Genomic DNA, 21,544 nt, shown 5'->3' with positions numbered 1-21,544 from the left:
GCACGAGCGAGCGGCGGCGGACGCCCGTTCCCCGGCCGAACGGTTGCTCAGCCGATGGCGACCTCCGCGTACATCCGGGCGATCACGTCCTCGATGGCGGGCTCGCGCACCGAGAGGTCGACCAGCGGGTAGCCGGCGGCGACGGCCGCCACCACCGGGGCGGCGCTCTGCTCGGCCGGGAAGGCCAGCCACTGGCGCGGCCCCTCGACCCGGACCACCCGGGTGCCGGGCACCTCGATCGGCGGGCGCTCCTCGGCCAGGTCGACGACCAGGGTCCGCTCGCTGTCGCCGACCGCGTGCAGGCCCCCCAGCCCGCCGTCGTAGACGACCCGGCCGTGGTCGATCACCATGACCCGGTCGCAGAGCTGCTCGATGTCGGTGAGGTCGTGCGTGGTGAGCAGCACCGTGGTGCCGCGCTCGCGGTTGACCTCGCGCAGGAAGTCGCGCACCTTGCCCTTGCTGACCACGTCCAGGCCGATGGTCGGCTCGTCCAGGTACAGCACGGCCGGGTCGTGCAGCAGGGCGGCGGCGAGGTCGCCGCGCATCCGCTGGCCGAGCGAGAGCTGGCGCACCGGCGTGTCGAGCAGCGTGCCGAGGTCGAGCAGTTCGACGCAGCGTTCCAGGTTGGCGCGATATCGGTGCTCGGGGATCCGGTAGAGCCGGCGGGCCAGCTCGTAGGAGTCGCGCAGCGGGAGGTCCCACCACAGGGTGGTGCGCTGCCCGAAGACCACACCGATCCGGCGGGCCAGCGCGACCCGTTCGCGGGCCGGGTCGACGCCGGCCACCCGCAGCCGTCCCGCGCTGGGGACGAGGATGCCGGTGAGCATCTTGATGGTGGTGGACTTGCCGGCGCCGTTGGGGCCGATGTAGCCGACGCACTCGCCGGCCCGGACGGTGAAGGTCAGTCCGTCGACGGCGCGCACCTCGCGCTTCTCGCGCTTCAGCCGGCCGGCCTTGGCGCGCACGGTGAAGGTGCGGCGGACGTCGTCGAGTTCGATCAGTGCCATGGGTCTTCCTCAGTAAGGGCGGTGGGTGGAATCAGCTGCCGGCGCCGCGGTAGGCGCGCAGGCCGGCGCGCCAGACCAGGCCGGCGGCGGCCAGGCTCAGCACGGCGGCCAGCGGCGAGGCGAACCGGAAGGCGGCGGGCAGGCCCAGCGGGTCGGGCTCGTCGAGGATGTGCAGGGCGGGCAGCCAGTTGACGAAGGCCAGCGGCACGCCGAAGACGGTGCCCGCGACCAGTTCCTTGGCGAACACCGTCGGCGGGTACTGCAGCACGGTCGCGCCGCCGTAGGTGAAGGAGTGGTGCAGCTGCCCGGACTCGCCCCACCAGAACTGCAGGCCGGCGAAGCCGATGAAGACCGCGGCGAAGATGAGGGTGCCGCAGAGCAGCAGCACGGGCACCAGCAGCACCCGGTCCCAGGTCCAGCGGACGTCCAGCACGAACAGCGACCAGACCAGCACGGCCGCCGCCTGCGCGGGCCGTCCGATCCGGCGCAGCGAGAACCGCTCGGCGCAGATCTGGGCGAGCGCGGGCGCGGGCCGCACCAGCATGGTGTCCAGGGTGCCGGTGCGGATGCGCTCGCCGAGGGCGTCGATGGAGCCGACGAACAGGTTGGCCGTGCCGAGGGCGAAGGCGGAGGTGCCGTAGAGGAAGCCCAGTTCGGGCAGGGTCCAGCCGCCGAGGCTGTCGGTGTGCCGGAACATCAGGATGATCACGACGAAGTCGAGGAAGGTGATGGTGACGTTGGCGAAGGTCATCATCACGAACGACGCCCGGTAGGACATCAGCGCCCTGGTCCACATGGCGGCGACGAGCCACCAGGAGCGCACCGCCCACGCCGTCCGGGCGGCCAACCGTTCACGGGGAGCCAGCGGTTCGCGGGAAACAAGCAGCTCAGCCACCCTGGACCACCACCTTGCGGGTCGCGAGCAACTGGACCAGCCGCCCGGCCGCGAGCAGCACCAGCGCCCAGGCCAGCTGGAAGCCCAGCGCGCCGAGCAGTCCGGTGCCGGTGGCACGCTCCAGGAAGACGTCGGTCGGCACCTTCACCAGCGCCGCCCAGGGCAGCACCGTGGCGAGGTCGCCGAGCCGGCCGGGGAAGAGCGCGAGCGGCAGCAGCATCCCGGAGAAGAAGATCGACAGCATCACCATCAGGGTCCGCACCCCCTCCGAGTCGTGCAGCCAGAAGCCGGTGAGCGCGACGAGGAACCGCAGGCCGAAGCTGACCACCACCGCGAGCAGCACCGACAGCAGGAAGAACACCCAGGTCAGCGGGTGTTCGGGCATCCGAGTGCGGAAGGCCAGGGCGCCGACCAGCACGGGCGGCACGCCCCGGGCGAACAGGTCGAAGGCGGCCCGGCCGAGGTCGGTGGCCAGCCACCAGCCCTGGAAGTCCACCGGGCGGTAGAGGTCGATGGCGATGTCGCCGCTGCGGAACCGCTCCTGGACGTCGTCCTGGAAGCCGCCGCCCATGACGGCGACCGTCATCAACAGGGCCTGGCTGACCCAGATGTAGGTGACGGCGGCGCTCTCGTCGTAGCCGCCGAGGCCGGGGCGGGCCCGCCAGAGGGCGACGAAGGTGTAGGCGAGGATGAAGCCGAAGACCGTGTTGGTGAAGGCCCCGGCCACGGTGGCGGCCCGGTAGGTGGAGAAACGGCGGAAGGCGCCGCGGACGACCGCGGCGTACAGGCTCAGGGCGGCGCGGGCGCCGCCGGGATCGGGAGGACGGAGCTCGGCCCGAGACGGCCCAAGCCTCTGCATATTGTCTCCTTATCGACAAATAGCGGCACAGGGAGACCCCTGTCCGCGAGCGCGCATGCCGGACCGGCCCCGGCCGCCCATCCCCCGGGGGTCCCGGGCCGGGTGGCGGAGCTGACGGGCCGAAGCCCGAAGTGGCTGCGCTATCTGGTTTGCACCTTTCACCGTACTGCGACCGCGCCCCGCCCGCACCCGGTTTTTCCATCACCCGACCGGAGCCGCCCCGGCAGCTGATGCGCAGTCAAATAGCACATAATCTCCGCATGACCCCGCGCACCAGCCGCCAGGCCAAACGGGCCGCCCGCCGCGAGGCCCGCCGCGCCCTACCGCTCCGGCGACGGCTGCTGCCCACCTGGCGGGTCACCCTCGGCGCCGTCCTCGGCACACTGCTGCTCGCCGTCGGTGCCTTCGCCGTGCTCTACGTCATCGTGCCGCTGCCCGACCCCAACGCGCAGGCCGTCGCCCAGAGCAACATCTACCTCTACGCCGACGGCGTCACCGAGATCGCCCGCACCGGGGCCGTCAACCGCACCGACGTCACCATCGACGAGGTCCCGGTCACCACCCGGCAGGCCGTCGTCTCCGCCGAGGACCGCACCTTCTACCAGAACCGCGGCATCGACCTGAAGGGCATGGTCCGGGCCGGCTGGAACAGCCTGACCGGCCAGGGCATGCAGGGCGGCTCCACCATCACCCAGCAGTACGTCAAGAACTACTACCTCACCCAGAGCCGGACCATCGAACGCAAGGGCCGCGAACTGCTCATCGCCCTCAAGGTCGACCAGCAGCGCGGCAAGGACGAGATCCTCGCCGGCTACCTCAACACCAGCTACTTCGGCCGCGGCGCCTACGGAATCCAGAGCGCCGCCCGCGCCTACTACGGCGTCGAGGCCTCCCAGCTGACCCTCCCGCAGAGCGCCTACCTCGCCGCCCTGCTCCAGGCCCCCAGCGCCTACGACGTCAAGACCGCCACCCCCGCCAACCGCGAACGGGCCGTCGCCCGCTGGCACTACACCCTCGACGGCATGGTCCAGCTCGGCTTCCTCGGCGCCACCGAACGCGCCGCCCTCACCTTCCCCGAGCCGATCGACCCCCAGCCCGCCACCGGCCTCGCCGGCCAGGCCGGCTACCTGGTCGGCGTCGCCGACGACTACCTGGTCGGCAGCGGCATCCTCGACAGCGCCACCCTCAAGGCCGGCGGCTGGCGCATCACCACCACCTTCGACCAGCAGAAGCAGGACGCCTTCGTCCACGCCGTCCAGGACGAACTCACCGACGAACTCGACCCCACCGCCCGGCCCGACACCGACACCGACGTCCGGGTCGCCGGCGCCTCCGTCGAACCCGCCACCGGCCGCGTCGTCGCCGTCTACGGCGGCCCCGACTACGCCAGACAGCCCTACAACGACGCACTGCGCCAGGACAACCAGATCGGTTCCACCTTCAAGCCCGTCGACCTCGCCGCCGGCCTCACCTCCCACCACAGCAGCGGCGACGGCCACCCGATCACCACCGAGACCCGCTACGACGGCACCAGCGAACGCCCCGTCACCGACGGCCCCACCCCCTACGCGCCGCCCAACGAGGACGACCTCGACTACGGGCCCATCACCCTGCGCCAGGCCATGGCCAAGTCGGTCAACTCCGTGTACGCGCAGGTCGGCGTGGACGCCGGACTCGACCACGTCCGGGAGACCGCCATCCGGCTCGGCATCCCCGGCGACGTCCCCGGCCTGGACCCCGCCAACACCTCGATGACCCTCGGCACCGCCACCCCCAGCGCCCTCGACCTGGCCGGCGTCTACGCCGCCCTCGCCAACCACGGCGAGGCCCACCGGCCCTGGTCGGTCGCCGCGCTGGAACGGATCACCCCCGGCACCGGCCCCGTCGAGGCACCGGAACTGCCCGAACACATCCCCGCCACCGCCCTCGACCGGGGCACCGCCGACGCCGTCACCGACGTCCTGCGCGACGTCATCAGCACCCGCGGCACCGGCGCCGCCGCCCTCGACCTCGGCCGGCCCGCCGCCGGCAAGACCGGCACCACCGACGCCAACCTCTCCGCCTGGTTCGCCGGCTACACCCCCGAACTCGCCGCCACCGTCGGCCTCTTCCGCGAGAACCCGAAGACCCACGCCAAGGAACCGCTGGCCGGCACCGCCGGCTACGCCCGGATCAACGGCGGCGCCTTCCCCACCCGGATCTGGACCGCGTACATGAGCGCCGTCCTGGACGGCACCCCCGTCCAGAGCTTCGACCTCGAACCCAGCGAGGGCAACGGCCGCCCGGCCGGCGGCGGACCCACCGGCACCCCGACCGCCACCGCCACCGCCACCTCGTCCGCCGCCCCCACCGCCCCCGTGCCCTCCCCGGACGCCCCCGGCGGCCGCGACGGCACCGCCCAGACCCCGGCGGCCCCGGCCGCCCCGGCCGCACCCGCGGCCCCCGCCGCGCCGCTCACCCCCCGGCAGCCGACCGTCCCCGCCCCGGAGCCCACCCGGCCCACCGCCGCCCCCGAACCGGTCACCCCCACGGCACCCGCCGCGCAGGAACCCACCCAGCCTCAGCCCACCCCCAGCACCCGGCCCACCACCGACCGGCCCACCGCCCAGCCGGCGACCACCGCCCCCAGCAAGGCCCCCGACCCGACCCGCACCCCGGGCCCCGGCCCCAGCACCGCCCAACCCCCCGCCGGCGCCCAACCGGGCACCCCGCCCCCGGCGTGACGCCCGAGGCGACACGCAGGCGCGACGCCTCAGGCCACCAGCTCACGCTCCAACGGCGTCCGGAACCGCGGCGTCACCCGGACCGCCCCCAACCAGCCCGCCAACCGCCGCGCCTGCGCCGCCACCGCCTCCCCCGCCTCGGCCCCCACGTCCCCGAACAGCCGCCACACCACCTCGCCGTCCGCCCGCTGCGCCCAGCCGCCGACCACCCGGCCGCACCACCACACCGTCGGCCCCGCGTTCCCCGCCCGGTCGAACAGCGCCGGCACGTCCCCGGGCCGCAGGTACCAGTCCCGGCCGCGCCAGCCCATCACCGCCGGATCCAGCCCCGGCAGCAGCGCCGCCCACGGCTCCGGCTCCGCCACCGGCCCCTCGTCCCCCGGCAGCACCAGGCCCACCGCGCCGCCGGACAGCGACACCTCCACCGCGCCGACGTCCGCCAGCGCCTTCCGGACCTCCCCCAGCGTCCAGCCCGTCCACCACTTCACGTCCTCGACGGTGCCCGGCCCGTACGACGCCAGCCAGCGCCGCACCACCTCCGCCTTCGCCTCCCGCACCGGCACGTCCGGCCACGGCGCCACCGGCGCCCACGGATAGCTGTTGCTCAGCCACGACCCACGCGGCCGGGAGCGCCGCACGTGCCCGTCCGAGGCCAGCACCCGCAGCAGCCGGCTCCCCACGCTCTGCTTCGCCTCGTACGGCTTGCCCACCGACATCAGCATCGTCTCGCGCAGCGCCGGCACGTCCGCGCCCAGCTCGGCCGTGGTCGCCTCACCGCGCGCCGCCAGCGCCGCCAGCACCGCCCGCTCGGTGCGCGCCAGCCGGACCTCGTCCCAGCCCTCGGCGAACTCCACGAGGTGCTTGACCAGGGTCGCCCGCTCCTTGGCCGCGATCTGCCGCGCCGCCGCCGCGCTCACGTACGGCGCGAACTCCTCGGTCACCGCGAAGAGCGTGCGCCGCATCGACAGCAGCTTCACCAGCGAGACGTCCTCGTACAGCGCCCGCTCCACCTCGCCCGCCGACGGCTCGCGCAGCCGCGCGCACGCCGACAGGTACACCGTCGCGGGGTCGGAGGCGTGCAGCCCGACGACCGCGTCGGCCACCTCCTCCACCCGCGCCGCCCACCCGCCGGGCGCCAGCAGCAGCCGCCGCCCCAGCCGCGCCCGGCGCTCGGCGTCGCCGATCTCCACTCCACTGCTGACCATGACCGGCTCCCCGGGGCTCAGAGGTCGGGCGACAGGACGACCGGCGGGACCTCGTACGGCGGCTAGAGGTACAGACCCGTCGAGCCCTCGGTGTCGCCGAAGCGCATCGCGGCCACGGCGTGCAGGTCGCGCTCGCGCAGCAGGACGTAGGTGGCGCCGCGGACTTCGACCTCCAGCTTGTCCTCGGGGTCGTAGAGGACCCGGTCGCCGGGCTCCACGGAGCGCACGCTCTGTCCCACGGCCACGGCCTCGGCCCAGGCGCAGCGCTTGGAGATCTCGGCCGTCGCCGGGATGAGGATGCCGCCGGTGGAGCGGCGCTCGCCCTCGCCGGCCTCGGTCTTCACCAGCACGCGGTCGTGCAGCATCTTGATCGGCAGCTTCTCGCCCAGCCGGTCGTGACGCGGCGAGTCGGCCTCGGCGGAGAGGGACTGCTGGGTCGGTTCGTCGTTCGTACTCACGACCCCGAAGGTACCGCCCCCGGGCGCGGCGTGTGACGCCAGCCCGGTCCTGCGGCGGGAACGGCACCGGGCCGGGCACGCGGTGCCCGGCCCGGAGGTGCGGTGGCCGCTCAGCCCTTGCGGCGCCGGCGCGCCGAGGCGACCAGCAGCACCAGGCCGACGCCGACCAGCGCGGCCGGGACGATCCGCTCCTTGCGCGGCTGCCCCTTCTCGTCCACGAACTGCGCACGGGCCTGCTCCACCAGCCCGCTCGCGGCCACGTACGCCCGGCCGGCCTTCTCCTCGACGGCGGCCACGGCCTTCGCCTTCACCTGGGCGGAGATGGTGGTCGGGTGCACCCGCACGGCGAGCTCGTCCAGCGTCGCCGCCAGCTGGGTGCGGGTCCGGGCGATGTCCGCCTCGATCTGGGCGGTCGTCCGCGCCGACTTGTCCGTACTGCTCGCCTCGCCCACTCGGGCCACCCCATTCACTGATGTTCGTCCTGTGCGACTGACCCAGTGTGTCAGCTACCACGCGCAGCCGCGCGGCCCCACCCACCATCGGAGGTAGGTTTGCCGTGGTACGACCGCCCGTCCAGCACCAGGAGAAACCCGTGAGTGAGCGTCTCCAGCCCGGTGACACCGCGCCCGCCTTCACCCTGTCCGACGCCGACGGCAACGAGGTGTCCCTCGCCGACCACCTCGGCCGCAAGGTGATCGTCTACTTCTACCCGGCCGCGCTCACCCCCGGGTGCACCAAGCAGGCCTGCGACTTCACCGACAACCTGGAGGTCTTCTCCGGGGCCGGCTACGACGTCATCGGCATCTCGCCGGACAAGCCGGAGAAGCTCGGCAGGTTCCGCGAGGCCGAGGACCTCAAGGTCACCCTGCTCTCCGACCCGGAGAAGAAGGTGCTGGAGGCCTACGGCGCGTTCGGCGAGAAGAAGCTGTACGGCAAGACCGTCACCGGCGTGATCCGCTCCACCGTGATCGTGGACGAGCAGGGCAAGGTCGAGCACGCGCTGTACAACGTCAAGGCGACCGGCCACGTCGCCAAGCTGCTGCGCGACCTCAAGGTCGCCGCGGCCTGACGCGACGCCCGGGCACGGCGGCGGCGCGTGACGTTTCGTCACCGCCGTGTCCCGGTGCTGTCCGCGCTCTGCCCGGGACCTGTCGGCGGCGGGCCCGCACCCCCTAGCGTTCTGCTCACCGGGCGCCAGCCGCCCGGGTCACGTTCCCGCCCCAGGAGTAGAGCCGTGCAGAGTGCCAGATCCGTGTCCACCGCCCGTGTCGCCGTCGCCGGCGCGATCGTCGCGGCGCTCGCGCTGACGGCCTGCGGGCCGGAGAACGAGGACACCGCCGTACCGCCGCCGGCCACCCCGGCCGCCTCGGCACCGGCGACGACGGCGCCCGCCACGGCACCGGCCTCCGCACCCGCGAGCAGCGCCGCCGGCAGCTCCGCGAGCGGCTCCGCCAAGCCCTCCGCCCCGGCCGGAAAGCGCCGGGTCGTCGACGCGCGGACGGCCGGCGGGCTCGCCAGGACCACCGGGAAGGACGCCGTCTCCGACGTCGCCGTCGACCCGGGCGAGATGCGCGAGAACATGCACATGGTGCTCGCCGACTTCGACCGCCCCGGCCAGACCTCCGGCCGCCGGATCCTGCTGATCGCCGTCGACAACATCCCCGAGGACCCGGCCAAGCGCCGCGAGCACCTCTGGCGCGGCATGATCGACTACGCCCTGCGCAACGGCTCCACCGGCGAGCCGACCACCGCCACCCCGTTCGCGGCCGGCCCGCTCGGCGGCTCGCTGGAGTGCCTCAAGCTGCCGGAGGCTCCCACCACGGACGTCGTCTGCGGCTGGTCCGACGCCTCCACGGCCGGCGTCGCGCTGTTCCCCAGGACCACCCCGGCGGAGGCGGCCGCCCTGTTCGCCACGATGCGCGGCGACATCGAGAAGTAGGCCCGGAGACACGACGACGCAGCGGTGGCGGCGCACCCCCCGACCGGGTGCACCGCCACCGCCGTCTCTCACCTCAGGCGACCGCTGTCATCAGCAGGCGCCGAGGTCGCTCCAGACACCCCAAGAGCCGCTGGCGCTCGGGTCGTCGCCCTTGGTCCACCACTTGTTCTGGTAGTAGTGGCCCTTCCAGGAGACCTTGGTCGGGGTGGCGTAGGTGGTGCCCGCGTCCCAGCTCGGCGCACCCGCGCAGCCGGCCGGCGTGGTCGGCGGCGTCGTGGGAGGCGTGGTCGGAGGCGTGGTGGGCGGGGTGGTGGGAGGCGTGGTCGGCGGCGTCGTGGGAGGCGTCGTCGGCGGGGTGGTCGGAGGCGTCGTGCCGCCGTCGACCGCGCCGCGGGTCAGGTCGCCCTTGAGGCCGTACAGCGTGCCGCCCACGTTGACCGTCCAGTTGGACGGGGTGGACACCGGCAGGTAGTAGACGAAGTCCATGTCGATCGACGCGCCCGGCGCGAGCGACTGCCAGCCCGGCAGCTTCACCGAGACCCGGTTGTAGGTGCCCTTGAGGCCGCCCACGTTGCCGGTGCCGGAGTGGTCCTGCTTGATCACGGTCAGACCGAAGCCGGACTGGTCCTTGGCGTTGCCCGGGGCCGAGTTGCTGTAGTCGAACTGGAACTCGGTGCCGCCCGGCAGGGTCGTCGTCGAGTTGTTGACGATGTGGATCTTCGGGTTGATCGGGTAGTTCGAGTCACCCAGCGCGAAGTTGGTGAACGACACGTCGATCGGCAGGGTCTGCTGCGGCAGCGCGATCGTCGAGCGGGTCGCGCCGTACGGCGAGGCCGCCTTGAACTTGTCGTACATCAGCGTGGTCAGCGTGTCACCGGGCACGTACTGGCCCTTGCCGCCGTTGGCGGTGGCGTCCCACTTGTAGTCGCCCGCGAGCTCCCAGATCATCGTGCCGCCGGCACCCTGGTTGACGATGTAGTCGGCCTTGGCGGCGATCGACTGCTCGTCCTCGGTCGACAGGTAGACCTTCTTGGTCTCGTTCCACAGCCACGGCGCCACCAGGGTGGAGCTGTAGTTGCGCACGTAGCTGCCCTGCAGGGCGGTGTCGGTCACGCCGTACTTGGAGAGGTAGTCGGGCACGATGCCCTTCTCCAGGTTCTTGGCGTGCCACATCGGGTTCGACCCGGCCGGGGACTCCTTGCCCGCGTCGTCCTTGTCGTTCCAGATGTTGTCGATGCCGACCGCGCCGTCACCGCACGAGGTCAGGCCGGAGCCGACCGGGCAGGTGGTCGCCGCGGCGGTGCCCCAGAGACCGTTGGTGCCGCCCTGGACGTTCTTGAAGCCGCGGGTGTAGTACGGCAGGCCGACGTTGATCCGGCCGGCGGGCATCGCACCGCGGAAGTAGTGGTACGACCAGTCGGCGTTCAGGTAGCCGATGCCGCCGTACTGGCCGGTGCCGTAGACGTTGGCCGCCGCCAGCTCGCCGTCCTTGCCGTCGTCGAACAGCGCGGCGTTCGGGCCGACGTACTTGTTCCAGGAGCCGTGCAGGTCGTACGACATGATGTCGACGTAGTCCAGGTACTGCGCGATCTGGAAGGTCTCCATGCCGCGCAGCAGGTAGCCGGACGACGGGGCCGCGACCGAGAGCAGGTAGTGCTTGCCGTCGGCGGCGCCGGCCCGGTCCAGCTTCTCGCGCAGCGTCTTCATCAGCGCCGCGTAGCCCTTGGCCAGCGAGCCGCGCTTGCCGTTGGCGATCTGCCAGTCCAGCGGGTTGCCCGCGTCCTTCATCGAGGTCGGGTACTCGTAGTCGACGTCGACGCCGTTGAAGCCGTACTTCTTGATGAAGTCGACGGCCGAGTTGGCGAAGGTGTCGATGCCCGCCTGGTTGACGCTGCCGTCCGGGTTGACGGTCATCGAGTAGAAGCCGCCGGAGTTGACGCGCTTGCCGTCGTCCCCGAAGTACCCGCCGGTCTCGGTCCAACCGCCCACCGAGATCATCGTCTTGACGTTCGGGTACTGCTTCTTGTACTTCGTCAGCAGGTTGAAGTGGCCCTTGTAGGGCAGCGACGGGTCGAGCTCCGCGCCGGGCACGCCGGGGAAGGACATCCCGGTGGCCGGGTTCTGCGCGTTGTCGCCGCCGACCGACAGCTTGTTGTCCGAACCGACGTGGGCGAACGCGTAGTTGAGGTGGGTGACCTTGTCCCACGGGATGTCGCTGACCAGGTACGGCTTGGTGCCGTCCTGGCCGGTGCGCCAGCTGGTGAAGTAGCCGATGATGCGGCGCTGGTGGTCCGCGCCCATCTTCTCGCGGCCGTTGGTGTCGTAGACACTGCAGTAGGGGACGTCGACGCCGGGCGTGGCGTACAGGCCGTCGGGGCGACAGGCCGCGTTGTCGACGGCGGCGGACGCCTGGGAAGGCGCCGCGCCCAGCGTGGCCACCAGCAGGCCGGCCATCGCCGCACCCGCCATCGCGGCCAGGCCGGCGCGGGCCGCCGGGCTCGTGGAACGACGGGCAGCGGTGGGACGCCGCTCCGCCGAGGATCGGATCAACACTCGGTCCTCCGGGCAGAGTGTCGGCGCGTGCCTGTGGGGGAGCACGCACGTGGGGGAAAGCAGATTGGCGCCGAAGCTATGTGGTCTGAACCACATAGGTCAATAGGTCTGTACCAATTGGTAATCAATTCCCCAACATCCCCGGTCGAACGGCTGATTGTCGACGGTCACCCGGCACCCCCCACACCCCAGCCACCCCCGCACTCCTCCGCATGCCGACCACCCCCCACCCGGGCCCCCGCCGGCACCACCCCCGTAACCGAACGCCTCACCGATCGTTCACCCGGACGGGGGACGGGCACGCACGAGCCCGAAGGGGAGAGTCATGGCGGTCAGGTACACCCGCGACCTGCTGACGGCGGTCGCCGCCGAGTCGTCCAGCGTCAACGACATGATGAGGAGGCTTGGCGTGCCGCTGGCGGGCGGCACGCACAGCTACCTGAGCAAGCGGTTGCGGCACTACGGGATCGACACCTCGCACTTCACCGGCGGCCGGCCCGCGTACGAGCGCCGGACCTACACCCGGGAGCAGCTCGCCGAGGCCGCCGCGAGGAGCACCGGGATCGGCGCGATGCTGCGCGAGCTGGGCGTGGTGCCGTACGACAGCGCGTACTCCTACATGAAGCGGCGACTGGCCGAGTTCGGCATCGACACCTCGCACTTCCGCGGGGAGGTCCGGGACGAGCAGGTGATCACGGCCGTCCGCGAACAGTCCAGCATCGCCGGCGTGATCCGGGCGCTCGGCCTCTCCGAGAGCGGCGGGGCGCGCAAGCTCGTCAAGAACGTCATCGCCCGTCACGGACTGGACACCGGCCACTTCACCGGGTCGGCCCACAACCGGGGCGCGCGGACAGGGCCCCGGGTCCGTCCGGACGCCCTCCTGGTGGCGCTGCCGCCCGGAAGCCACCGCGTCCCCGGCGACCGGCTGCGGGCCATGCTCGTCCACATCGGCACACCGGACGCCTGCTCCGGCTGCGGCACCCCGCCGTCCTGGCGCGGACGTCCGCTGACGCTGGAGGTCGACCACATCAACGGCGACTGGCTCGACAACCGGCGCGAGAACCTCCGGCTGCTCTGCCCGAACTGCCACGCCGTCACCCCGACGTACTGCGGACGGAACCGCAAACCTGTCATCGGCGCCCCCGGCAGCCGGTAGGCTTGTGCCGACGTGCGCCCGTACCCCAGCTGGCTAGAGGGCTGCGACTTAGGATCGCAGTGTCGTGGGTTCGAGTCCCACCGGGCGTACCAAGCAAAATGGCCCACCTGCCTTCAAATCAAAGGCAGGTGGGCCATTGCCGTGGTGCGCGGGGGTCAGGCGATGAGGTCCTTCACGACCGGGGCGAGGGCGCGGAAGGCCTGGCCGCGGTGGCTGATGGCGTTCTTCTCGGCGGGGGTGAGTTCGGCGCAGGTGCGGGTCTCGCCGAGGGGCTGGAGGACGGGGTCGTAGCCGAAGCCGCCGTCGCCGGACGGGGCGGTGCGCAGGGTGCCGAGCAGGCGGCCCTCGACGACGCGCTCGGTGCCGTCGGGCAGGGCGAGGGCGGCGGCGCAGAAGAAGTGGGCGCCGCGGTGCTCGGCGGCGATGTCGGAGAGCTGGGCGAGCAGGAGGTCGAGGTTGGCGCGGTCGTCGCCGTGCTTGCCGGACCAGCGGGCGGAGAAGATGCCGGGCGCGCCGTTCAGGACGTCCACGCACAGGCCGGAGTCGTCGGCGACGGCCGGCAGGCCGGTGGCGCGGGCCAGCGCGTGTGCCTTGAGCAGGGCGTTCTCGGCGAAGGTGACGCCGGTCTCGGGGACGTCGGGGATCTCCGGGTAGGCGTCGGCGCCGACCAGCTCGACGTCCAGGCCGGCGTCGCCGAGGATGTCGCGCAGTTCGGCGACCTTGTACTGGTTACGGGTGGCGAGGATGAGTCGAGTGGTCATGGAACCACCCTAAACCGAGCAAACGGTGTGATCCCGCGTCAGCCGGAGCCCCGGCCGCCGCCCCGGCCGGCGCCTCAGCCGGTGCAGACCTTGGTGAGGTTCGAGGCGGCGTCGCCGAGCGGCTTGAAGTCCGGCACCTGCTTGTTGTTGACCGCCTGCTGGACCTTCTCGACCTGGGTGCCGAGGTCGGTGATGGCCTGGGCGACGTCGGTGTCCTTGGAGTTCTTGCCCAGCTGGTCGAGGTCGTTCTTCAGCTTCTGCAGCGCCTGCCCGGCGGCGGCCGCGTCGTTGCTCGCGTTGCTGTAGGCGTTGCTGACCTCGTTGATGTCGCCGGTGATCTTGACGGCGGTGTTGCCGCAGTCGATCGCCTTCTGGGCGGCGGAGCAACTGACCGCGCTGAGCGGGAGGATGGCGATCAGGCCGGCCACGGCGAGCATGGTGGGGCGGGCGATGCTCTGGGGCATCCGGTCCTCCTGGGTGCGCGGGGTATCCGGAAGGGAAGGACGCGCGCTGAGGGGTGCGCGGTTCCCGCAATCGGGTGCTGCGGGAACCGTACGGGCTCCGGGCCCGGCCTGTACAGCGGCCGTGCCCGGAGCCGGTGATTTCCGGAAACCGAAGCGGAACCGCGCCCTCAGGAGGTAAGGGGCGGCCCGCCGGCGCCGGCTCGCCGGTGTCAGCCCTCCAGCTCGCCGAGGACCTTGCGCTGGACCTCGTCGAGCTCGGCGCAGCCGAGGGTGCCGAGGTCGAGCAGCCGGTCGAGCAGGGCGCGGTCGAAGGGGGCGCCCTCGGCGGTGCCCTGGACCTCGACGAAGCGGCCGTCGGAGGTGCAGACGATGTTCATGTCGGTCTCGGCGCGGACGTCCTCCTCGTACTGGAGGTCGAGCATCGGGACGCCGTCGATGATGCCGACGCTGACGGCGCTGACGCCGCCGGTGATCGGCTTGCCCTTGGCGCGCAGCAGCTTGCGCTCGCGGGCCCAGGAGACGGCGTCGACGAGCGCGACGTAGGCGCCGGTGATGGCGGCGGTGCGGGTGCCGCCGTCGGCCTGGAGGACGTCGCAGTCGAGGACGATGGTGTTCTCGGCGAGGGCGCGGTGGTCGACCACGGCGCGCAGCGAGCGGCCGATGAGCCGGCTGATCTCGTGGGTGCGGCCGCCGAGGCGGCCCTTGACGGACTCGCGGTCGCCGCGGGTGTTGGTGGCGCGCGGGAGCATGGAGTACTCGGCGGTGACCCAGCCTTCGCCGCTGCCCTTGCGCCAGCGCGGGACGCCCTCGGTGACGCTGGCGGTGCACAGCACCTTGGTGTCGCCGTAGGAGATGAGGACGGAGCCTTCGGCGTGCTTGCTCCAGCCCCGTTCGATGGTGACGGGACGGAGCTGGTCGGGGGTGCGGCCGTCGATGCGTGACATAGGCACCGAGCGTAGTCGGTTGCGGCGGGTGGTCCGGGTACGCCCCGAGGCGTCCTGGGGCGTCCCGAGGCGTCCGGGTCTGCCCGGACGGGCCGCCGCCGGTGCCCGGACGTGCCGCGGCCCGCCGACCGGAGGGGTCGGCGGGCCGGGGTGCGCGAGCCCGGTGGGCTCAGCTCACATCATGTCCTCGATGTCGGCGGCGATCGGGTCGGCGTCGGTGCCGATGACGACCTGGATCGCGGTTCCCATCTTCACGACGCCGTGGGCGCCGGCGGCCTTCAGCGCGGCCTCGTTGACCAGGGAGGCGTCCTTGACCTCGGTGCGCAGGCGGGTGATGCAGCCCTCGACCTCTTCGATGTTGTCGATGCCGCCCAGACCGGCGACGATCTTCTCAGCCTTGCTGGCCATTGCTTTCTCCCTCTGTCTCGGCCCGTCGGCTGCTCTGCCGGGTGCCGTCCTGCGCGGTGACCTCGGTCGCGGTGACGCGGGGTCAGTGGTCGGTCGTGCCGTGGCACGCTGCCGGAGCAGCGCGACCAGCATGACCCGAGCCGGACCGATATGCCACGTTAGTCCACTTTTGGCCCACTCCGGCGCGCATGCCGCGGATCGGCGTCCGAGGATGACGAGCAGTGGGGCCGTCTCCCGGCGCGCCGCCTGCGTCCCAAAGTGGTCTACACCAATATAGGTGTACCCCGATGAACGCAGGAAGGGCCCCGGGTGTTCCCGGTCCCCGCCCGAGGCTCCCGGCGGGGGCCGGCGGCCGGCCACTGCACCCGGAGGGCGAAGGATGAGTTCGGCAGGCGCCACAGCACCGCGGACCACGTGGTGGCACACCTTCTACGGCGGCCTCCAGAAGATGGGCCGCTCGCTCCAGCTGCCGGTGGCGGTGCTGCCCGCCGCCGGCATCCTCAACCGTCTGGGGCAGGACGACGTCTTCGGCAAGGACGGCCTGGGCTGGGACAATGTCGCCAAGGTGTTCGCGGCGGCCGGCGGCGCGCTGCTGGACTCCTCGCTCGGCCTGCCCATGCTGTTCTGCGTCGGTGTGGCGATCGGCATGGCGAAGAAGGCCGACGGCTCGACGGCGCTGGCCGCGGTGGTGGGCTTCCTCGTCTACTACAAGGTGGTGCACGCCTTCCCGGAAGACTGCAAGCCGCCGACCGTGCTGGTGAGCGACCAGTGCGTGGACTACACCTCGGCGAAGGCGGCGGCCGCGACGTACCAGAACCCGGGCGTGCTGGGCGGCATCCTGCTCGGCCTGATGTCGGCCTGGCTCTGGGTGCGCTTCCACCGCACCAAGCTGGTCGACTGGCTGGGCTTCTTCAACGGCCGCCGCCTGGTGCCGATGATCACCGCCCTGGTCGGCATGCTGCTGGCCGTCGTGGCGGTCTGGGCCTGGCCGCCGATCGGCCGCGGCCTGAACTCGTTCAGCCAGAACCTCGCCGACCTGGGCGCGGCCGGCGCGGGCATCTTCGGCGTGTTCAACCGGGCCCTGCTGCTGATCGGCATGCACCAGCTGCTGAACACCTTCGTCTGGTTCCAGTTCGGCGAGTTCACCAAGCCCGACGGCACCGTCGTGCACGGCGACATCCCGCGCTTCCTGGGCGGCGACCCGACCGCCGGACAGTTCCAGTCGGGCTTCTTCCCGATCATGATGTTCGCCCTGCCGGCCGCCGCGCTGGCCATCGCCCACGCGGCGAAGCCGCACCGGCGCAAGGAGATCTACGGCCTGATGCTCTCGGTCGGCCTGACCTCCTTCGTGACCGGCGTCACCGAGCCGATCGAGTACTCCTTCGCCTACATCGCCCCGGCGCTGTACGGCGTGCACGCCCTGCTGACCGGCGCGTCGATGGCGGTCACCTGGGGGCTCGGGGTGCACGACGGCTTCAGCTTCTCGGCCGGCCTGATCGACTACGTGATCAACTGGGGCCTGGCCACCAAGCCCTGGATGATCATTCCGATCGGCCTCGGCTTCGCCGCCGTGTACTACGCGCTGTTCCGCTTCATCATCGTGAAATTCGACCTGAAAACGCCCGGACGCGAGGACGAGAGCGAGGTCGAGGACGTGACCAAGGCATAAACCCAGCGTCACCACGGCGAATCCGAAAAGACCCCCGGACCCCCGGTCCGGGGGTCTTCGGCATATCCGGGGCGGGTCGTTGGTCCCGGTGCGAACGCCGGAGCCGGGCGCGTGACGAGCCGACGGCACCCCGCCGGTGACCTGCCGGGGAGTCCTCGGCCGCCCCGGCTTTTTGTTGCGCAAATAGCCAAAATCCCAATCACGACGGGTAATCAAGATCGTTGATCCGCAAGTAGGTTTCGATTTCATAGCGCTTCCCATCTGCGGCGCTTTCGAGGGTTCCCCGCCTCCTCCGCCCGTGCTACAAAACTGGTCTACACCACGTGTGGTGTAGACCAGTTCGCGGTTCGGCCCCCTGTGCACCTTCCCCCGACCGATCCGCCCTTGCCGTTAGGAACCCACCCCCATGAGTCAGTCTGCGCAGGCACCGGCGCCCGCCACGGCTCCGGCCACACCCAGCCCCGCAAAGAAGTTCGGCCAGAACACGCTCCAGGGTCTGCAGAAGATCGGCCGCAGCCTCCAGCTGCCGGTCGCCGTGCTGCCCGCCGCCGGCATCCTGCTGCGCCTCGGCCAGGACGACGTCTTCGGCAAGGACGGCCTCGGCTGGGGGAAGGTCGCCACGGTGTTCGCCACCGCCGGTGACGCCGTCTTCACCAACCTCGCGCTGCTGTTCTGCGTCGGTGTGGCGATCGGCTTCGCCAAGAAGGCCGACGGCTCGACCGCGCTGGCCGCCCTGGTCGGCTTCCTGGTCTACAAGAACGTGCTCACCGCCTTCCCGATGGACGGCTCCGTCACCGCCGCCCTGCCCAAGGGCAAGCCGCAGGACCCGGGCGTCTTCGGCGGCATCGTGGTCGGCCTGCTCAGCGCCGTGATCTGGCAGAAGTACCACCGCACCAAGCTGGTCGACTGGCTCGGCTTCTTCAACGGCCGCCGCCTGGTGCCGATCATCATGGCCTTCGTCGGCACCCTGCTCGGTGTCGTGTTCGGCCTGGTCTGGGGCCCGATCGGTACCGGCCTGACCAACGCGAGCGACTGGCTGACCGGCCTCGGCGCCGGTGGCGCCGGCATCTACGGTGTCGCCAACCGCCTGCTGATCCCGGTCGGCATGCACCAGTTCCTGAACACCTTCTTCCAGCAGCAGGTCGGCAGCTTCACCGACGCCTCCGGCACCACCTGGACCGGCGACATCCCGCGCTTCTTCCACGGTGACCCGACCGCCGGCCAGTTCATGTCCGGCTTCTTCCCGATCATGATGTTCGGCCTGCCGGCCGCCGCCCTGGCCATCGCCTACTGCGCCCGCCCCGAGCGCCGCAAGGCCGTCCTCGGCATGATGATCTCGGTCGGCCTGACCAGCTTCGTGACCGGCGTCACCGAGCCCATCGAGTTCTCCTTCATGTTCATCGCCCCGGTGCTGTACGTGATCCACGCCGTCCTCACCGGTCTGTCGATGGCCGTCACCTGGGCCCTCGGCGTGCACGACGGCTTCGGCTTCTCGGCGGGCCTGATCGACTACCTGCTCAACTGGAACCTGGCCACCGACCCGTGGCTGATCATCCCGATCGGCCTCGCGTTCTCCGCCCTGTACTTCTTCCTCTTCCGCTTCGCGATCATCAAGTTCGACATCAAGACCCCCGGTCGCGAGGACGACGACGAGATCGAGGACGTCACCAAGGCCTGACGCCCGAAGACCACCGCACGCCGCTCACGGCCCCGCCCCGCCACCCGCTCCCCGGGTGGCGGGGCGGGGCCGTTCGCGTGCCCGGGCGTGCCCGTCCGGGTGTCCGCGGCGGCGGCCGCCCGCTGAGACGGTGGTTGACGAACACACGGACGCGCTGGTCAACTGAAGCGGTGAACGCCCCCCGCCTGCTGGTGACCCGCAGCCACATCGACTTCGGTCGCGTGTGGTCCGCGGCGTGTCGCGGCTGACCCGAGCGTTCCCGCCGCCGCCCGGCTGACGTCCCCGCCGCGCCCCGGCCCCCGCACCACCCCGTCACCCGCGCCCGCCCGCGTCCCGGGCGGGCCGGCCCGTGCCCGCGCGCACCCGCCCGCCCCGTCCCCGCCCGGGGACAACGGGGGCACGGGCCGGTGCGCGAGCGCCGCACGCACCGCTTCCGTCCCAGGAAAGTCAAGGCCACCCATGCCCCGCCAGCTGCACCTTTCCGCCGCCCTCGACAGCCCCGGCCACGTCGACGCCGCCCACTTCACCGCCCTCGCCCGGCTCGCCGAACGGGCCGCACTCGACTTCGTCACCCTCGACGACTCCTACACCCCCGAACCGCGCCGGCTGGACGCGCTCGCCACCTTCGCCCGGCTCGCCCCGGTCACCCGCGGCCTCGGCCTGGTCCCGACCGTCACCACCACCCACACCGAGCCGTTCCACACCTCGATCTCGGTCAACACCCTGGACTGGGTCAGCGAGGGCCGGGCCGGCTGGCTGGTCGGCGTCTCCGACACCGAGGCCGAGGCCCGGGCCTTCGGCCGCAAGGGCACCGCCCCGGCCGACGAGCTCTGGGCCGAGGCCGCCGACGCCGCCGAGGTGGCCGTCCGGCTCTGGGACAGCTGGGAGGACGACGCCGAGATCCGCGACACCGCCACCGGCCGCTTCGTCGACCGCGCCAAGCTCCACCACATCGACTTCGAGGGCCCGCACTTCTCCGTGCGCGGCCCCTCCATCACCCCCCGCCCGCCGCAGGGCCGCCCGGTCGTCGCGGTCGGCGTCGCCGCCGCCGACCTCGCGCCGGACGCCGCCCCCGGCGGGCGCGCCCGGGTCGACACCGCGGCCCGCTACGCCGACGTCGTCCTGCTCGACGCCCCCGACCGGGCCACCCGGCTCACCGCCGCCACCGAACTGCGGCTGCGCGGCGGCGAGGCGCTGCGGATCCTGGCCCGGATCCCGGCCGCGCTCCCCGACGAACCGGCGGCGGACGCCCTGCTCGGCGAGATCACCGAGGGCGGCGGCGGGGTGGACGGCTTCCACCTGGTGCCCGCCGATCCGGCCCGCGACCTCGCCGCGCTCGCCGACCGCGTCGTGCCGGCCCTGCGCGAGCGCGGACTGTTCCGCACCGGCTACACCGGCCGCACTCTGCGCGAGCACCTCGGCCTGGCCCGCCCCGCCAGCCGCTACGCGCTCGCCGCGACCATCGCCGCCCCCGCCCCCGCCGCCCACGCCGAGGTGACCCGATGACGGACCGTCCGCTCAAGCAGATCCACCTCGCCGCGCACTTCCCCGGCGTCAACAACACCACCGTGTGGAGCGACCCGGCCTCCGGCAGCCAGATCGCCTTCGACTCCTTCCGCCACCTCGCCGCGACCGCCGAACGCGGCCGCTTCGACTTCTTCTTCCTCGCCGAGGGCCTGCGGCTGCGCGAGGTCAAGGGCCGGATCCACGACCTGGACGTGGTCGGCCGCCCCGAGTCGATCACCGTGCTGGGCGCGCTCGCCGCCGTCACCACCCACCTGGGGCTGGCCGCCACCGTCAACGCCACCTTCAACGAGCCCTACGAACTGGCCCGCCGGTTCGCCTCCCTGGACCACCTCTCCGGCGGGCGCGCCGCCTGGAACGTGGTCACCTCCTCCGACGCCTTCACCGGCGAGAACTTCCGCCGCGGCGGCTACCTCGACCGGGCCGACCGCTACACCCGGGCCGCCGAGACGGTCGCGCTCGCCCGGGAGTTCTGGGACGCCGCGGGCACCGCAACGGTCCGCCACCAGGGCCCGCAGTTCGACGTCGAGGGCACCCTCTCGGTGCCGCGCCCACCGCAGGGCCACCCGGTGGTGATCCAGGCCGGCGACTCCGACGAGGGCCGCGAGTTCGCCGCCGCCACCGCCGACGTGGTCTTCAGCCGGCACTCCACACTGGCCGCCGGCCAGGCCTTCCACGCCGACGTCAAACGGCGGCTGGCCGCGTACGGGCGCAAGCCCGACGAGCTGAAGATCATGCCGGGGGTCACCTATGTGCTGGGCGACACCGAGGAGGAGGCCGTCGAGCGCGCCGCCGCGATCCGCCGGGCCCAGGTGAGCCCGGCCACCGCGATCAACTACCTGGAGCAGATCTGGGGCGTCGACCTCTCCGGCCACGACGTGGACGGCCCGCTGCCGGCCGTCGACCCGGTGCGCGACTCGGGCCTCGTCCAGGGCCGCACCTCGCTCGGCGACCCGCTGGAGGTCGCGGCCAAGTGGCGTGCGGTGGCCGCCGAGAAGGGGCTCAGCAGCCGCGAGCTGGTGATCGAGGTGACCGGCCGGCAGAGCTTCATCGGCACCCCGGCGAGCGTCGCCGCCCAGCTCGACCACCACGTGCAGAGCGACGCCGCGGACGGCTTCATCCTCGTCCCGCACCTCACCCCCGGCGGCCTGGACGACTTCGTCGACCGGGTGGTGCCGCTGCTCCAGGAGCGCGGGGTGTTCCGCACCGAGTACACCGGGACGACGCTGCGCGACCACCTCGGCCTGCCGGTCCCCGGCCGGCCCTGACACCACCCCACACCGCCGCGGCCGGCGTGCCCC

Annotated in this window: 19 protein-coding genes and 1 tRNA gene; 9 read left to right on the top strand and 11 right to left on the bottom strand. The window is 72.3% G+C overall.

Translation table 11 applies throughout. The features are described from left to right. Positions 1 to 47: 47 nt before the first annotated feature. The 3 genes from ABT238_RS16885 to ABT238_RS16875 are packed head-to-tail and all read right to left on the bottom strand — an operon-like array spanning position 48 to position 2,761. The gene (locus tag ABT238_RS16885) at positions 48 to 1,007 is read right to left on the bottom strand and encodes an ABC transporter ATP-binding protein (RefSeq protein WP_350564206.1); all 960 of its coding nucleotides are present in this window, start codon (positions 1,005 to 1,007) and stop codon (positions 48 to 50) included. 31 nt (positions 1,008 to 1,038) lie between these two features. Beyond that, positions 1,039 to 1,902: an ABC transporter permease gene (locus ABT238_RS16880; protein WP_350564205.1), complete on the bottom strand. Its 864-nt coding sequence runs from the start codon at positions 1,900 to 1,902 to the stop codon at positions 1,039 to 1,041. Then, complete coding sequence (locus tag ABT238_RS16875) at positions 1,895 to 2,761, bottom strand: ABC transporter permease (RefSeq protein WP_350564203.1); 867 nt, start codon at positions 2,759 to 2,761, stop codon at positions 1,895 to 1,897. Before ABT238_RS16875 ends, ABT238_RS16880 begins: the two co-directional genes overlap by 8 nt. Positions 2,762 to 3,021: 260 nt before the next feature. Here ABT238_RS16875 and ABT238_RS16870 point away from each other — a divergent pair, with 260 nt between their 5' ends. Then, positions 3,022 to 5,484: a transglycosylase domain-containing protein gene (locus ABT238_RS16870; protein WP_350761110.1), complete on the top strand. Its 2,463-nt coding sequence runs from the start codon at positions 3,022 to 3,024 to the stop codon at positions 5,482 to 5,484. A gap of 29 nt (positions 5,485 to 5,513) precedes the next feature. Here ABT238_RS16870 and ABT238_RS16865 read toward each other — a convergent pair whose 3' ends face one another. The 3 genes from ABT238_RS16865 to ABT238_RS16855 form a co-directional block, all read right to left on the bottom strand. Further along, positions 5,514 to 6,689 (bottom strand): winged helix DNA-binding domain-containing protein, encoded by a 1,176-nt coding sequence (locus ABT238_RS16865; RefSeq protein ID WP_350761092.1) that lies wholly within the window; start codon positions 6,687 to 6,689, stop codon positions 5,514 to 5,516. 62 nt (positions 6,690 to 6,751) lie between these two features. Then, entirely contained in the window at positions 6,752 to 7,054 is a 303-nt protein-coding gene (locus ABT238_RS16860; protein WP_078881937.1) for a co-chaperone GroES, read from the bottom strand. Between the two features lie 203 nt (positions 7,055 to 7,257). After that, entirely contained in the window at positions 7,258 to 7,608 is a 351-nt protein-coding gene (locus tag ABT238_RS16855) for a DUF3618 domain-containing protein (RefSeq protein WP_350564198.1), read from the bottom strand. Between the two features lie 131 nt (positions 7,609 to 7,739). Between ABT238_RS16855 and bcp the strand changes: the two genes are divergently transcribed. Further along, positions 7,740 to 8,216 carry a thioredoxin-dependent thiol peroxidase gene (bcp, locus tag ABT238_RS16850; RefSeq protein WP_350564196.1) on the top strand — a complete coding sequence of 159 codons (477 nt, stop codon included), beginning with the start codon at positions 7,740 to 7,742 and terminating at the stop codon, positions 8,214 to 8,216. 183 nt (positions 8,217 to 8,399) lie between these two features. Further along, positions 8,400 to 9,086, top strand: coding sequence for a hypothetical protein (locus ABT238_RS16845; protein WP_350761073.1), 687 nt, complete (start codon positions 8,400 to 8,402; stop codon positions 9,084 to 9,086). Between the two features lie 90 nt (positions 9,087 to 9,176). Here the strand turns inward: ABT238_RS16845 and ABT238_RS16840 are convergent, their stop codons facing one another. Continuing rightward, positions 9,177 to 11,555: a chitinase C-terminal domain-containing protein gene (locus tag ABT238_RS16840; RefSeq protein WP_350564255.1), complete on the bottom strand. Its 2,379-nt coding sequence runs from the start codon at positions 11,553 to 11,555 to the stop codon at positions 9,177 to 9,179. Between the two features lie 409 nt (positions 11,556 to 11,964). Here ABT238_RS16840 and ABT238_RS16835 point away from each other — a divergent pair, with 409 nt between their 5' ends. After that, entirely contained in the window at positions 11,965 to 12,795 is an 831-nt protein-coding gene (locus tag ABT238_RS16835) for an HNH endonuclease signature motif containing protein (RefSeq protein ID WP_350564192.1), read from the top strand. 14 nt (positions 12,796 to 12,809) lie between these two features. Then, a tRNA-Leu gene (locus tag ABT238_RS16830) sits at positions 12,810 to 12,887 on the top strand. A gap of 63 nt (positions 12,888 to 12,950) precedes the next feature. Here the strand turns inward: ABT238_RS16830 and rdgB are convergent. The 4 genes from rdgB to ABT238_RS16810 form a co-directional block, all read right to left on the bottom strand. Continuing rightward, positions 12,951 to 13,556 carry an RdgB/HAM1 family non-canonical purine NTP pyrophosphatase gene (gene rdgB / locus ABT238_RS16825; protein WP_350564190.1) on the bottom strand — a complete coding sequence of 202 codons (606 nt, stop codon included), beginning with the start codon at positions 13,554 to 13,556 and terminating at the stop codon, positions 12,951 to 12,953. Between the two features lie 74 nt (positions 13,557 to 13,630). Further along, positions 13,631 to 14,020 (bottom strand): hypothetical protein, encoded by a 390-nt coding sequence (locus tag ABT238_RS16820; RefSeq protein ID WP_350564188.1) that lies wholly within the window; start codon positions 14,018 to 14,020, stop codon positions 13,631 to 13,633. Positions 14,021 to 14,229: 209 nt separating this feature from the next. Continuing rightward, complete coding sequence (gene rph, locus ABT238_RS16815; RefSeq protein ID WP_350564186.1) at positions 14,230 to 14,964, bottom strand: ribonuclease PH; 735 nt, start codon at positions 14,962 to 14,964, stop codon at positions 14,230 to 14,232. 174 nt (positions 14,965 to 15,138) lie between these two features. Further along, positions 15,139 to 15,372, bottom strand: a complete 234-nt coding sequence (locus ABT238_RS16810; RefSeq protein WP_063349220.1) for a PTS sugar transporter subunit IIB — start codon at positions 15,370 to 15,372, stop codon at positions 15,139 to 15,141. A gap of 379 nt (positions 15,373 to 15,751) precedes the next feature. Between ABT238_RS16810 and ABT238_RS16805 the strand changes: the two genes are divergently transcribed. The 4 genes from ABT238_RS16805 (at position 15,752) to ABT238_RS16790 (ending at position 21,511) form a co-directional block, all read left to right on the top strand. Continuing rightward, on the top strand, positions 15,752 to 17,041 hold the full coding sequence (locus ABT238_RS16805; RefSeq protein ID WP_350564184.1) for a PTS transporter subunit EIIC: 1,290 nt from the start codon (positions 15,752 to 15,754) through the stop codon (positions 17,039 to 17,041). Positions 17,042 to 17,447: 406 nt separating this feature from the next. After that, positions 17,448 to 18,719 (top strand): PTS transporter subunit EIIC, encoded by a 1,272-nt coding sequence (locus ABT238_RS16800; protein WP_350564183.1) that lies wholly within the window; start codon positions 17,448 to 17,450, stop codon positions 18,717 to 18,719. Positions 18,720 to 19,178: 459 nt separating this feature from the next. Further along, on the top strand, positions 19,179 to 20,225 hold the full coding sequence (locus ABT238_RS16795) for an LLM class flavin-dependent oxidoreductase (RefSeq protein ID WP_350564182.1): 1,047 nt from the start codon (positions 19,179 to 19,181) through the stop codon (positions 20,223 to 20,225). Next, a complete protein-coding gene (locus ABT238_RS16790) occupies positions 20,222 to 21,511 on the top strand; it encodes an LLM class flavin-dependent oxidoreductase (protein WP_350564181.1) in 1,290 nt (429 codons plus the stop codon). Before ABT238_RS16795 ends, ABT238_RS16790 begins: the two co-directional genes overlap by 4 nt. The last annotated feature ends 33 nt before the right edge of the window (positions 21,512 to 21,544 follow it).

It is taken from the genome of Kitasatospora sp. NPDC001527 (genome assembly GCF_040298605.1).
GTDB lineage: Bacteria > Actinomycetota > Actinomycetes > Streptomycetales > Streptomycetaceae > Kitasatospora.
Note: the sequence above shows the minus strand (reverse complement) of the source record. Positions and strands in the feature narration are given on the sequence as shown.